At 72.1% G+C, this 12,577-nt stretch carries 11 protein-coding genes; 5 read left to right on the top strand and 6 right to left on the bottom strand.

Features of this window, described 5'->3' with window-relative positions; translation table 11 throughout:
• Positions 1-84: 84 nt before the first annotated feature.
• The gene (locus VF092_16455; protein HEX6748892.1) at positions 85-1,344 is read left to right on the top strand and encodes a 6-bladed beta-propeller; all 1,260 of its coding nucleotides are present in this window, start codon (positions 85-87) and stop codon (positions 1,342-1,344) included.
• A 225-nt stretch (positions 1,345-1,569) separates the two neighbouring features.
• Entirely contained in the window at positions 1,570-1,836 is a 267-nt protein-coding gene (locus VF092_16450; protein HEX6748891.1) for a hypothetical protein, read from the top strand.
• A gap of 223 nt (positions 1,837-2,059) precedes the next feature.
• On the opposite strand, the gene VF092_16445 is transcribed toward VF092_16450, so the two are convergent.
• The 3 genes from VF092_16445 to VF092_16435 form a co-directional block, all read right to left on the bottom strand.
• Positions 2,060-2,407, bottom strand: coding sequence for a hypothetical protein (locus VF092_16445; GenBank protein ID HEX6748890.1), 348 nt, complete (start codon positions 2,405-2,407; stop codon positions 2,060-2,062).
• Between the two features lie 141 nt (positions 2,408-2,548).
• Positions 2,549-3,907: a hypothetical protein gene (locus VF092_16440; GenBank protein HEX6748889.1), complete on the bottom strand. Its 1,359-nt coding sequence runs from the start codon at positions 3,905-3,907 to the stop codon at positions 2,549-2,551.
• A gap of 12 nt (positions 3,908-3,919) precedes the next feature.
• The gene (locus tag VF092_16435) at positions 3,920-4,489 is read right to left on the bottom strand and encodes a nucleoside deaminase (protein ID HEX6748888.1); all 570 of its coding nucleotides are present in this window, start codon (positions 4,487-4,489) and stop codon (positions 3,920-3,922) included.
• A 602-nt stretch (positions 4,490-5,091) separates the two neighbouring features.
• Here VF092_16435 and VF092_16430 point away from each other — a divergent pair.
• Positions 5,092-7,170, top strand: coding sequence for an EAL domain-containing protein (locus VF092_16430; protein ID HEX6748887.1), 2,079 nt, complete (start codon positions 5,092-5,094; stop codon positions 7,168-7,170).
• On the top strand, positions 7,167-7,667 hold the full coding sequence (locus tag VF092_16425; protein HEX6748886.1) for a DUF6438 domain-containing protein: 501 nt from the start codon (positions 7,167-7,169) through the stop codon (positions 7,665-7,667). Before VF092_16430 ends, VF092_16425 begins: the two co-directional genes overlap by 4 nt.
• 142 nt (positions 7,668-7,809) lie before the next feature.
• Here the strand turns inward: VF092_16425 and VF092_16420 are convergent, their stop codons facing one another.
• From VF092_16420 to VF092_16410, 3 genes are all read right to left on the bottom strand, one after another.
• Complete coding sequence (locus VF092_16420; GenBank protein ID HEX6748885.1) at positions 7,810-8,814, bottom strand: glycosyltransferase family 9 protein; 1,005 nt, start codon at positions 8,812-8,814, stop codon at positions 7,810-7,812.
• Between the two features lie 101 nt (positions 8,815-8,915).
• On the bottom strand, positions 8,916-9,740 hold the full coding sequence (locus VF092_16415) for an SDR family NAD(P)-dependent oxidoreductase (protein HEX6748884.1): 825 nt from the start codon (positions 9,738-9,740) through the stop codon (positions 8,916-8,918).
• 347 nt (positions 9,741-10,087) lie between these two features.
• Positions 10,088-11,581 (bottom strand): aminotransferase class I/II-fold pyridoxal phosphate-dependent enzyme, encoded by a 1,494-nt coding sequence (locus VF092_16410; protein ID HEX6748883.1) that lies wholly within the window; start codon positions 11,579-11,581, stop codon positions 10,088-10,090.
• Positions 11,582-11,667: 86 nt separating this feature from the next.
• On the opposite strand from VF092_16410, the gene VF092_16405 reads away from it, so the two are divergent.
• Positions 11,668-12,567 (top strand): pseudouridine-5'-phosphate glycosidase, encoded by a 900-nt coding sequence (locus tag VF092_16405; GenBank protein ID HEX6748882.1) that lies wholly within the window; start codon positions 11,668-11,670, stop codon positions 12,565-12,567.
• The last annotated feature ends 10 nt before the right edge of the window (positions 12,568-12,577 follow it).

Genomic DNA, 12,577 nt, shown 5'->3' with positions numbered 1-12,577 from the left:
GTCGCGCGTGCGGGGGTCGAACGGGCACTCTCCCGCGGCGGTGGCGACGCCGCGATCGATTCCGTCTCCAACCCATCTCCGACCATGTCCCTGCGAACGTCAGGAATCGCGGCGGCGGCGCTCGCGCTGGCGGCCGCCTCCGCGCACGCCCAGCGCGTGGTGCGGCTTCCCGAGCGCGACCGGCCGCTGGGCGGCCGCATCACCACCGTGTTCGGCATCGGCACGATGGAAGAGCGCAGCTGGGAGATGCTGAACAACGCCGAGCAGGCCGTGTTCGACCGCGCCGACAACCTGTACGTGCTGGACCGCGGCAACGCGCGCGTGCTGGTGTTCGACCGCAACGGGCGCTTCGTGCGGCAGCTGGGGAAGAAGGGCGGCGGGCCGGGCGAGCTGGAGGTGCCGACCGCGCTTTCGATCCTTGCGGACGGGAGCGTGGCGGTGCTGGACATGGCCCACCAGAACTTCACCCTCTTCGGGGCCGACGGCGCGTTCCGGCGCACGGTGCCGATGCGGCCCGAGTGGGGCTTTCCCGGCCGCGTGCTGGCACCCGAGCCGCGCGGCGGCGTGCTGGCCATGCTTCGCCCGGGACTGGGGATGATGACGCCGCAGGCGCTGCGCAACACCCGCTCGCTGCCGCAGAGCCAGGTGCTCTCGCGCGTGAGCCTGGCGGGCGCGGGGAGCACGGCGCGGCTGTTCGAGATTCCCGACAACATGGTAGCGCAGACGCGGTCGAGCGGGCCCGGGCAGTTCGACTTCCGCATCACCGGGCCGCCGGAGTTCTCGCCGCTGACGCTGTGGGGGGTGCTGCCGAACGGCGGCGTGGCGCTGACCCACACGCAGCTCTACACGGTGAAGGTGCTGGACCCGGGCGGCCGGATCGTGCGCTGGATCCAGCGCCCCGTGCGTGTACGCCGGCCCACGGAGCGCGACCGCGAGCGCGCGCGCGAACGGGTCCGAGAGCAGATGCGGTCCGGGCGGGGGATGATCATGGTGGTGCGCGGCGGCCCGGGCGGTGGGGGCGGGCCGGCGGGGCCGCCGCCGGGACCGTCGCGCGAGCAGATCGAGCAGCGCGTGCGCGAGCTGCAGTTCGCCGACACCGTGCGCACGATCCAGGGGATGGTGGTGACGCCGTCCGGGAAGATCTGGATCGAGCGCACGCCCGCGAACATCGGCGATCCCGGCCCCATCGACCTGGTGACGCCGGACGGGCGCTACCTGGGGACGCTGAACGGGACGAAGCTTCCCGTGGCGATCAGCGCCACCGGCCGCGCCGTGTACCTGGAGCGCGACGCCGACGACGTGGAGCGCGTCATCGTGAGGCAGCTCCCGGCGGGATGGTACTGACGAGCGTCGAGCCCGACCGCGCCCGCCGGGCCATCCCGGTGGGCGCTTTCGTTGCCGGCGCTCTACGGACCGCTTCGTCGCCTGTGCACGTCCATTGACTTCCAGCCGGTTCTGGACGAGCCTCTGTCGTGTTGGACGGTACACCGGTTCTTCGCGATCACCCACCGGATCGACCAGCCGCGAATCTCTCGCGGCGGGAGCCCACTCCACAACGCGGAGAGAACGATGAAGAAGCTCCGGCTGGACCCCGAGAAGCTCGTCGTGGAGCCCTTCCAGACGCAGGGGGCGGACGATGAGAACGGGACGGTCGTCGCGAACGACGCCACCCGGTTCTGCTTCGACACCACGCCCGAGGCGAGCTGCGGCTACCCGGCCACCTGCGGCGGAACGAGCTGCGACTCGGGGTATCCCGTGTGCTATCAGTGTAGCGGCCAGACCTGCGACTCGGGCTACCCCGTGTGCTACGAGTGCACCGCGCAATGCACCGCGTGAGCGACCGCGGCCCCGCCGCTGCGTGAGGGATGCGCGCCCGGAGGGCCGGGACCCCGGCGGGGCGGCGGCGCGGATGCGGGATCATCGAGACGGGCCCTCGGCGGTGACGAACCCGCCGGGGGCCCGGCGCCGTTGGCCACAGCGGTATCGTGGCCTACGGCGCGCGCAGCCCGTTTGGGCGTCTCGGCGCCCAACACGCCCAAACCCTATCGGTTCAAGGACTTCAGCCGCCGACGTAGACGCCGTTGATCTGCGGGTCCGGCGGGATGCACAGGTAGCAGGTGCCGTTGCAGCTCTCCTGGCAGGTGTTGCAGGTCACGCAGGAGTTGCAGGTGCCGTTGCAGCTGTCGCCGCAGGTCCACGCGCAGCTGCCGTCGCAGCTGGCCAGCGGCGTGTCGACACAGAGCGGGCTGGGGCAGTTGGGATACGAGCCGCACTGCTGGAACTGGGAGTACGGCTCGGCGATCACGCCGCGCGCGTGCACGGTGCCGCGAGGCGGGCGCGCCGCGTCGGACGAGGTGTCGAACGACTCCACCCGCAGCGCGTCGAGGTTCAGCCGGACCTTGCGCATGGCCGCGTCTCCGTGGGATGAGGATGACAGATCGAGGCGGGAGATGGGATGAAGGTAGCGTGATCGGCATCGCGGCGGAAGCGAAATCGGCGGCGCCCCGGGAGGAGCGCCGCCGATGGACCAATCCGCGGAAGATAGGCGTCAGCCGAGCAGGCGGCGACCGTTGAGGATCTTGAGGAAGGAGCGGCCGCGCAGCTCGTCGAGGGTGAGCCCGGTCATCTCCAGCGCCTCCTGCTCGGTCAGCGCGCCGCAGTTGATGCCGCGCAGGAAGTAGTTCAGCAGTCCCTGCCCCGTGGCCGCGTCGTCGAACACGTCGCCGACGAGCGTGGCCTGCGCGGCCTTCTCCACGAAGTTCTTGAGCCGCGCGCCGGCCGAATCGACGCTCTCGAGGAAGAAGGCGAACACGGCGGCGTAGCGCGTGGGAAGCTGCGCGGGGTGCAGGTCCCACCCCTGGTAGAAGCCGCCGACCAGGGAGTGGCGCACGTCGTCGTAGTGCAGCTTCCACGCTCGGTGCACGCTTTCGCGGTTCGCCGCCTGCTGCTGCGGTGTCAGCGGCGGCCCGTCGGGAGCGGCGCGGTGCACGGGGACGGGCATCACCGTGGTGGACCCGTCGGAGAGCCAGACGCCGGTGCCGGCGAGGGAGACCTGCATCGCGTGCTTCGCGTAATCGCACGCGGGGTGGCGCATGTGCTGGTGCGCGGCGGTGATCCCCACGCCGGCCGTGTAGTCGTAGGTGCCGAAGTGCGCGGCGGTGATGCGCCCCTCGCCGGCACGGACCAGGTCGGGAAGCATGCAGCGGCCGTCGGCGCCGATGATGGCCTGCGGCACCTCGACCATGATCTCGAACTTCAGCGTCCCCGTGGAGAGCCCCAGCCGCGGCTCCAGCGCCTGCAGCACGTCGCCGAAGAAGTCCACCTGCTCGGGGAGCGCCACCTTGGGGAGCGTGAGCACGAAGTTGGGCGGGAGCGCGCCGCCCGTCGCCCGCACCAGCGTGGTGAGGAAGAGGTCGAGCGTGCGCACGCTGCGGCCGCGCAGCTCCTCGCTGAGCGTCTTCACGCGGATGCCGAGGAAGGGCGGGAGCGTGCCCTCGGACAGCCCCTTGGCCACCTCGCGCGCGACGGACTCGGCGTGGCCGTCCTCCTCGGCGTCGGGGCGGTTGCCGTAGCCGTCCTCGAAGTCGATGCGGAAGTCCTCCACCGGCTCGCGCTCCAGCTTCTCCACCACGCGGGCGTAGACGCGCTCGGCGAAAGCCCCGCCGGCCATCCCCACCGCGGCGGCGAGCGTCTCCGGATCGGGCGCGTATTCGGCCAGCGCGCGACGGGCTACCTGGCCCAGTTTCACCGTGGAATCGGAGCGGAAGAGCTGCGCGCCGCCGTACACGGTGTGCACGGGCTGGCGCGCGCCGCCCTCGCCGGGATAGCGGCGGGCGAAGCCCTCGTTGGCGCGGCGCAGGCGCGCCTCCTGGTCGATCAGCTCGTGCTCGGAAAGCGAAGCGGGCATCCGGCGGACGTTTCAGGCGTTGTAGATGGTGCCCTTGCGGGCGCGGTACAGCTCCAGCACCTCGTTGGCCTCGGCGCGCAGCACGCCGTGCACGATCTCGATCCCCCGCGCCTCGAGGTACTCGTGGCTCTCGGGGAAGACGGGGCCCTCCTCGAAGCTCAGGCGGCGCGCGTCGTCGCGGTGGGCGCCGCAGACCACGCGGGTGACGCCGCTCCAGAGCGTGGCGCCCAGGCACATGGCGCACGGCTCGCAGCTCGTCACCAGCTCGTACTCGGGGCCGCCGGGCGACTTCAGCGTGAAGCGGCCGAGGCGCGCCTGCGCCATCATGAACGCCACCATCTCGCCATGAAGCGTGCAGTTGTTCAGCCGCACCACGCTGTTCACGCCCACGGTGACGAGCGTTCCCGTTTCCCGTTCGAAGATCCCCGAGCCGAAGGGGCCGCCCGTGGCGTGCAGCACGTTCTGCCGCGACAGCTCGATCGCCAGCCGCATCTTCTCCTCGTCCGAGGCGTAGGCGCGGCCGATCTCCACAGCGGAGTCCACCCAGTCGGGGAGGGTGACGGTCACGGTGGGAAGGCTCATCGCATTCGAGCAGCGTCGTTGTGATTCGATCCGGATGAACCGCGGGGTTCGGGCCCGAGCCAAGGCTGTGAAGGGCGGATAAATCCGCGGCAACAACCACACGAAGTCCGCCTTCGCGGACTACTGGCTCTCGTGAGGCCGATGCTCTGGTGCTCGCAGCGGCTTCTCAGGAAGTCCGCTCCGAGCGCCACACCCGCGTCGGCCTCGAACCTCCGTAGTCCCCGCAGGGGGACTTCGTGTGGTTGTTGCAGCGAATTCATTCGCCCCTCCCAGCACCGGATCTCCCGCCCCGGCGCAGCCGGACGTGCAGGCGGCAGTGTAACGCGGTATTGCGCGGCGGCGCCAGATTCACCGGCGCTCCGCGGCCGGCCGAGGGAACCGCCGCACGCGGCGCAATATTGTCGGCTGGCGTGCTGCGCGCCGTACCCGCAGGCCGTCCGGTTCAACGCGGGTGTTCCGCGATCGCCGACTGTGTGCTATTTTGCCGCGCAATCGCCAGCAACGCGACACATCTCCCCCCCGTCCGTGCCGCTCCACCGCGCGCCCGCCCACCGGATCGCGCGCCCCGCGACCCCGCTCCGGCGGACCCGCTCCACTCCGCGATGACCGACACGCTCCTCCCGCCGCAGGAAGGCCTGCTGCCGATCCCTCGCGTGGTCGACGGCGAGGCGGCCGTGCAGGCGCTCCGCCACAGCGATGCGTACTTCCGCGCGCTGGTGGAGAACGCGCGCGACGTCATCCACGTGATCAACGAGGACGGCACCACCCGCTACGTCACCCCGTCCGTCATCCACCTGCTCGGCTGGCACCCCGACGAGGTGATCGGCCGCAGCGCGCTGGAGCTGATCCACCCCGAGGACGGCGAGGCCGCGCTGGCGCAGATCCGCGCCTCGCGGCAGACGCCGGGCGCGGGGCGCCCCCTCACCGTGCGCGTCCGCCACCGCGACGGCTCGTGGCGCGTGTTCGAGGCCATCGGCCGCAACCTGCTCGACGACCCGCGCATCCGCGGCATCATCGTCAACTCGCGCGAGGTGACGGAGCGGATGCGCGCCGAGGAAGAGACGCAGCGGCTGGCCGCCTTCGCGCGCGAGAACCCGTATCCCATCCTGGAATGCGCCGGCGACGGCCGCGTGCTGTGGCTGAACGCCGCGGGCGAGCGCCTGGTCGCCGAGCTCGGCGTCAGCGAGCCCGCGTGGATCCTTCCCGGCGAGCATCCCCGCCTGGTGCGGCAGGCGGGGCGGTCGGGGAAGGTGCTGCCGAACCAGGAGGCGCGCTTCGGCGGGCGCGTGTTCGCGTGGACGTACCATCCGCAGCCGGCGCTGGGCACGGTGCACCTGTTCGGCGGCGAGATCACCGAGCGCAAGCGCGTGGAGGAGCGGCTGATCCACGACGCGCTGCACGACTCGCTCACCGGGCTTCCCAACCGGCACCTGTTCATGGAGCGGCTGGGCGAGGCGCTGCTGCGCTTCAACGCGGGCGGCCACCGGTTCGCGGTGCTCTTCCTGGACCTGGACCGCTTCAAGGTGGTGAACGACTCGCTCGGCCACCACGTGGGCGACGAGCTGCTGGTGGCCGTGGCCCGGCGGCTGCTGGAGAACGTGCGTGCGACGGACACGGTGGCGCGCTTCGGCGGCGACGAGTTCGCCATCCTGCTGACGAACCTGGAGGAGGCGAACGACGCCACCATGATCGCCGAGCGCGTGGTGCAGGCCGTGTCCGCGCCGGTGAACCTGAGCGGCTACGAGGTGTTCACCTCCGCCAGCATCGGCATCGCCCTGTCGACGCTGGGGTACGACCGGCCGGAGTACCTGCTGCGCAACGCCGACATGGCCATGTACCGCGCCAAGGGCGGCGGCGGCCTGGCGTGGGAGGTGTTCGACCGGACCATGCACGCGCAGGCGCTCTCGCGGCTGCAGATGGAGACGGACCTGCGCCGCGCGCTCACCCGCGGCGAGTTCCGGCTGCACTACCAGCCGATCGTCTCGCTGTCGACCGGGCGCGTCGCGGGCGTGGAGGCGCTCTGCCGCTGGGAGCACCCCGAGCGGGGGCTGATCCAGCCGGCGGAGTTCATCCCCACCGCCGAGGAGACGGGAGTGATCGTGCCGCTGGGCGAGTGGGTGCTGCGCGAGGCCTGCCGCCAGCTGGCCGAGTGGCGGCGCGAGCTGGGCGCGCGCATCGCCGTGAGCGTGAACCTTTCCGCGCGGCAGCTGGCGCAGCCCGGGCTGGTGGACGCAGTCCGCGCGGCCTTGGCGGAGACGGGGCTCAAGCCGCGCCACCTGAAGCTGGAGATCACCGAGAGCGCCATCCTGGAGAGCGAGGCGGCGGGGTCGGTGCTGGACGAGCTGCGCGAGCTGGGGATCGAGATGCAGCTGGACGACTTCGGCACGGGCTACTCGTCGCTCTCCGCGCTGCACCGCCTGCCGATGAAGGCGCTGAAGGTGGACCGGACGTTCGTGGGACGGATGGAGGAGGGAAGCGCGCCGTCGCAGCTGGTGCGCACCATCGCGCTGATGGCGCGCGGGCTGGAGCTGGCGGTGATCGCGGAGGGGGTGGAGACGGAGGCGCAGCTGGCGGAAGTGCGCGCCATCGGCTGCGACTACGCGCAGGGCTACCTCGTCTCCGAGCCGGTGGACGCCGCGGCAATCCGGGAGATCCTGGCCTCGGGAAGGGAATGGAGATGAAGCGCATCGCCGCCGCGGCCGCCGCCGCGCTGCTGACACTGACCGCGTGCCCGCGCCCCGCCGCACGCCCGGCGGAATCCACCGCGCAGGTGCGGGCGGACAGCATCGTGCTGGAGCGGACGCGCTGCTACGGCACCTGCCCCGCGTACCGCCTCACCCTCACGCGCGCGGGCCAGGTGCGGTTCGCGTCGGTCTGGCCCGCGGACACGCCTCCCGGCGCGGGGACGATCGCCGCGGCCGACTTCGCGTCACTGGTCGACGAGGCCGCGCGGATCGGCTTCTGGGAGCTGCCCGCGCGGATCGAGGGCTCGCGGCTGTGCCCGACCTACGCCACCGACCTCCCCTCCGTGTACCTCACAATCCACGCGGGCGCCCGCACGAAGCGCGTGGACGACTACCTCGGCTGCATGGGCACCCCCGAGCTGCGCGCGCTCGAAGTCCGCATCGACAGCGTCGCCGGGTCGCGCCGCTGGATCCGCGTGCCGGAGCTGCGTTAGGTCCGCCTTCTCCTTCCCATCCCTCTCTCGTACCAGGTCCGGGTGAAGGATCGGTGCGTCTGACCGGATCTCGTGCTGCCGCGGCTATAGATCCTTCGGCCTGCAAGCGCTTGCTCTGACGCTGATTACAGTGAGGCCGGCCTCAGGATGACGTCAGCGTGGGATGCGGCATGTGGGCGGACCGCCGCGGCACGGTGATCCGAGCCCGGCTCGCGGCTAGGCGGCGGAGATGCGCGGCGACCTGACGCACGACGGGCTCCCAATCGCCCTGCCGCTCCTGCCGGAAGAGGCGCATCGTCGGGTACCACGGCGAATCGTCGCGCGCGTCCATCCAGCGCCAGTCGCAGTCGGCGTGCAGCAGCGTCCACACGGGCACCCCCAGCGCGCCGGCCAGGTGCGCGGGCATGCTGTCCACGGTGACGACGAGGTCGAGCGCACGCATCACCCGCGCGCACTCCGTGACGTCGTCGGAGCCGGAGACGACGCCGAAGCCGTCCGGCGCCTCCGCGAGCGCATCGCCGCGCTGGAGAAGATGGAGCGCGACGCCGGGGACGTCCGCCAACGGCGCCAGGAGCGGCAGGGGGATGGAGCGCCGGTCGTCCCAATCCCCCGCCCGCCAGACCAGCCCGACCGCGAGCCGGCCATCCTTCGCGAGCGGGGCCGGATCGGCGTGGAGATAGGGGACGTCCGCGGGGAGATCGGCGAGCGTGCTGCGGAAGACGTGCGGGAGCTCCATCACCTCCACGTCCACGTCGTGCTCCGCCTCGCAGACGCCGTCGTGGAGCGGGAGCAGGCGGTCGATGCCGGAGACGGTCCGCAGCAGCGGGAGAAGCGCGGGCTGGGCCCAAACGGTCACCTCGGCGGCGACGGCCTTCACCCTCGGCGCGTAGCGGATGAACTGGAGGGTGTCGCCCAGGCCGTGGTAGCAGCGGATCAGCACGCGCCGGCCGTCGAGCGGCGTGCCGTCCCACACCCACTGCTCGTGCCGGGGAAGGTGCCAGCAGGGGACGCCGACGCGCGCGCGGAGCACGGCGTCGCTCGCGCGCCACGCCGCCGCGAAGTCGCCGCGGCGGACGGCGCGGAACCACTCCGCCTCCAGCCGTTTCCCCTCGTCCGTCTCCAGCAGCATCGGGTCGACGCCCGGCACCCCGTCCTCCGCGCTCGAGATCCCGTCCGTTCCGTGCGGGAGCGGATTGCCGATTCCGTGCCGCGAAGCGACGATCGGAAGGATTTCCGCTTTTCGAGGAATCAGGCCCCGGCGGCGGACTGCGAGAGCATCTGCGTGATCGCGCGCGCGGCCTGCTCCTCGAACGCGGCGACATCTTCGAAGTACGCGCGGGCCATCCCCGGGTTCGCGGGGTTCGTGTACACCTCCGGGCGCGGATGGTCGATCGCGTCGGCGACGATGGCCGCCACCTCCTCGGGCGTCTGCGGCGCCATCGGGCCGGTCGGGCGCACGCCGGACACGCCGTCGGTGGAGCCCAGCGCGTTGTCGGCGAACGCGGTGGCGACCATCCCCGGCATCACCGTGGTGACGTGGATGTCGGACCCGCGCATGCGCAGGTCCATGCGCAGGTTGGCGGTGAGCGAGTTGAGCGCCGCCTTGGCCGCGCTGTACGCCGAGCGGATGGGGACGATGGGAACGCGGCCGAGGAAGGAGGAGATGTTGATCAGGTGCCCCTCGCCGCGCTCCTGGAAGTGGGGGATGATGGCCTGCATCCCGTAGAGCGGCCCCTTCACGTTGACGGCGATCATGGCGTCGATGTCGGCGCCGGTCAGCTCCAGCACGGTGCGGTTGATGCCGCGGCCGGCGTTGTTGATCCACACGTCCACGTGGCCGAACGCGGAGAGCGCCTCGTCGCGCAGGCGCTCGACGTCGGCGCGGCTGGTGACGTCCGCGCGGACCACGTGCACCGCGTCTCCCGACTGCGCCGCCACCTCGCGCAACGCGTCCTCGTTGCGCGCGGACAGCACCAGCGCGCATCCGCGCCGCCCCAGCTCACGCGCCACCGCCGCCCCGATCCCGCCGCTGGCCCCGGTGACGACTACGACCTTCCGCCCGTTCTCGCTCATGCTTCCCGTCCGTCGAAGAAGTCCACATTAACGCCCCGCAGGGAACGTGCTCGCCGGCGCCGCAGGGGCCCTCTCCCTGGCGCTACGCGCCTGTCCCTCCCCCAAAACCGACTGGGGGAGGGACCTGGGCGCTTCGCGCGGCTACTCAGCGCAGCGACGCCAATTCTGTCATTCCGAAGGCGCTTCTCCGAAACGTCCACCGCTCCAAGTCCCGGGCGCCTGAGGAATCTTTGGCCCGGCTTCCGGGCGACAGGCGGCCTGATGCTCGGACGCCGGCTACCGATTCCTCGGGCTGCAGGCATTTCTTCACCACGCGGCGACGGTCTGGCCGCCCTCGGAATGAGAGCCTACGACTCGCGCAGCAGGCGATCGCCCGTCTCGCGGAGCAGGTCCCAGGCGGCGCGGACGTGGGGCTCCTGCGTGCGGATGTTGCCGACGGCCAGGCGCAGCGCGATCCGCCCGTGCAGGCGCGTGTGGGAGATGAAGATGCGCCCGCCCGCGTTCACCTCGGCCATGATGCGCTCGTTGTGCGCGTCGACCTCTTCATCCGACAATCCGGCCGGGCGGTGGCGGAAGACGACGAGGCTCAGCGGCGTGGGCGCCATCCGCTCCCAGAACGGCTCGGCATCGATCCACCCCGCCAGCTCCTGCGCCAGCCGCACGTGCTCGCGGATGCGCGCGGCCACCCCCTCCGCGCCGAAGTAGCGCAGCACGAACCACAGCTTCAGCGCGCGGAAGCGCTTCCCCAGCGCCGGGCCGTAGTCCATCAGGTTGGTGACGGATTCCCCTTCCGGCGTCGCCAAGTAGTCGGGGACGAGCGAGAAGGCGCGGCGGCAGACCTCCGGGTCGCGCAGGTAGAGCACGGAGATGTCGATGGGCGTGAACATCCACTTGTGCGGGTTGACGACCAGCGAGTCCGCCCGCTCCGCCCCCGCCAGCACCCAGCGCAGCTCCGGCACCGCCGCCGCCGACCCGCCGTACGCCGCGTCGACGTGCAGCCACACCTTCCGCCGCGCGCACACGTCGGCGATGGCGGGGATGGGATCGATGCTGGTGGTCGACGTCGTCCCCGAGGTGGCGACGACGCAGAAGGGGAGCATCCCCGCGGCGCGGTCTTCCTCGATCGCCGCCTCGAGCGCGGCGGCGTCCATGCGGAACTCGGCGTCGGTGGGGATCTTCCGCAGCCCCTCCATCCCCAGCCCCAGCGTGATGCACGCCTTGTCGATGGACGAGTGCACCTGCTCGCTGGCGTAGACGCGCATCCGCGGCAGATCGCGCCCGCTCATCCCCATCTCCCGCACCTTCACCCCCGCCGCCTCGCGCGCCGTGGCGATGGCGACCAGGGTGGAGATGGAGGCGGTGTCCTGGATCGTCCCCCGGAAGACTTCGGGGAGGCCGAGCAGCTGCCGCAGCCAGTCGAGCGCGCGCTCCTCGATCTCCGTGACGGAAGGAGAGCTGCGCCAGAGCATGCCGTTGACGTTCAGCGCCGCCGCCACCATCTCGCCGATGATGCCGGGCGCCGAGCCGGTGATGGCGAAGTACGCGTGGAAGCCGGGGTGATTCCAGTGCGTGATCCCCGGCATCACCACGCGGTCCACGTCGGCCAGCACGCCGGCGAAGTCCTCGCCGCGCGCGGGCGGATGCGGCGGGACCATCGCGGCCACGTCCCCCGGATCGACCCGCGAGAGGACGGGGAAGCGCTCCACGCCGGCCAGGTAGTCGGCCATCCAGTCCACCGCGGCGTGCGCGTGGCGGCGGAACTCCTCGGGCGGCATGTCGCCCAGCGGCGGCGCGGCGGTCTGCGGCCCGGCGGGGGGCGCGGGCGCGTCGTGAACGGTCATCGGTTTTCGCGGCAGAAGGGTCCGCCGTAACTTATCCGCCCCGCCGCGCGGATGCACGGCGGCCACTGGACCGAACATCGAGGCGAATGCAGATCCATATTCCCCTCCACCTGCAGCGCGCGCTGGAGGACGGCGGCGCGGTGGTCGCGCTGGAATCGACGGTGATCGCGCACGGGCTGCCGCATCCCCGCAACCTGCAGGTGGCACGCGAGCTCGAGGCCGAGGTCACGGCGAACGGCGCCCTTCCCGCCACCGTCGGCGTCGTCGCCGGCCGGCCGGTCGTCGGGTTGAGCGGAGACGAGATCGAGCGGCTGGGGACGGCGTCCGGCGTGCTGAAGCTCTCCACGCGCGACCTGCCCATCGCCGCCGCGCGCGGGCTGGACGGCGCGACGACGGTGGCGGCGACGATGTGGCTGGCGGACCTGGCCGGTGCGTCGGTGTTCGCCACGGGCGGGATCGGCGGGGTGCACCGCGGCGGCGCGCACGACGTCTCCGCTGACCTGACGGAGCTCGGCCGCACGCGGATGCTGGTCGTCTGCGCCGGCGCGAAAGCGATCCTCGACCTCCCCGCCACGCGCGAGGCGCTGGAGACGGCGGGCGTGCTGGTCGCCGGCTACGGGACGGACGAGCTCCCCGCCTTCTATTCGCGCGAGAGCGGGCTCTCCGTGGACGTGCGGGTCGATTCGCCGCGGGAGGTGGCGGAGCTGTGGACGGCGCACGAGGAGATGAACCTTCCCGGCGCGCTCCTCCTCTGCGTTCCCCCGCCCGCCGAGCACGCGCTCCCCGCCGCGGAGGTGGAGACGGCGATCGCCGACGCGCTGCGGCAGGCGGACGCGCGCGGGATCCGCGGCAAGGAGGTGACGCCGTTCCTCCTCGGCGCCGTGGCCGAGCGCACCGGCGGGCGGTCGCTGGAGGCGAACGTGGCGCTGCTGCGCAACAATGCCCGCGTCGCGGCGCAGGTGGCGGCCGCGCTGGCGGCGGATTGACGGACGATAC

This window comes from Longimicrobium sp. (genome assembly GCA_036377595.1).
In the GTDB taxonomy this organism is placed as follows: Bacteria; Gemmatimonadota; Gemmatimonadetes; order Longimicrobiales; family Longimicrobiaceae; genus Longimicrobium.
This window is presented reverse-complemented; position numbering and strand designations above follow the sequence as displayed.

Coding starts and splice junctions, on each gene's coding strand:
- VF092_16415 (HEX6748884.1), bottom strand. CDS start 9,740: ATGAGCGAGAACGGGCGGAAGGTCGTAGTCGTCACCGGGGCCAGCGGC.
- VF092_16425 (HEX6748886.1), top strand. CDS start 7,167: ATGAAGCGCATCGCCGCCGCGGCCGCCGCCGCGCTGCTGACACTGACC.
- VF092_16405 (HEX6748882.1), top strand. CDS start 11,668: ATGCAGATCCATATTCCCCTCCACCTGCAGCGCGCGCTGGAGGACGGC.
- VF092_16410 (HEX6748883.1), bottom strand. CDS start 11,581: ATGACCGTTCACGACGCGCCCGCGCCCCCCGCCGGGCCGCAGACCGCC.
- VF092_16445 (HEX6748890.1), bottom strand. CDS start 2,407: ATGCGCAAGGTCCGGCTGAACCTCGACGCGCTGCGGGTGGAGTCGTTC.
- VF092_16450 (HEX6748891.1), top strand. CDS start 1,570: ATGAAGAAGCTCCGGCTGGACCCCGAGAAGCTCGTCGTGGAGCCCTTC.
- VF092_16430 (HEX6748887.1), top strand. CDS start 5,092: ATGACCGACACGCTCCTCCCGCCGCAGGAAGGCCTGCTGCCGATCCCT.
- VF092_16455 (HEX6748892.1), top strand. CDS start 85: ATGTCCCTGCGAACGTCAGGAATCGCGGCGGCGGCGCTCGCGCTGGCG.
- VF092_16435 (HEX6748888.1), bottom strand. CDS start 4,489: ATGAGCCTTCCCACCGTGACCGTCACCCTCCCCGACTGGGTGGACTCC.
- VF092_16440 (HEX6748889.1), bottom strand. CDS start 3,907: ATGCCCGCTTCGCTTTCCGAGCACGAGCTGATCGACCAGGAGGCGCGC.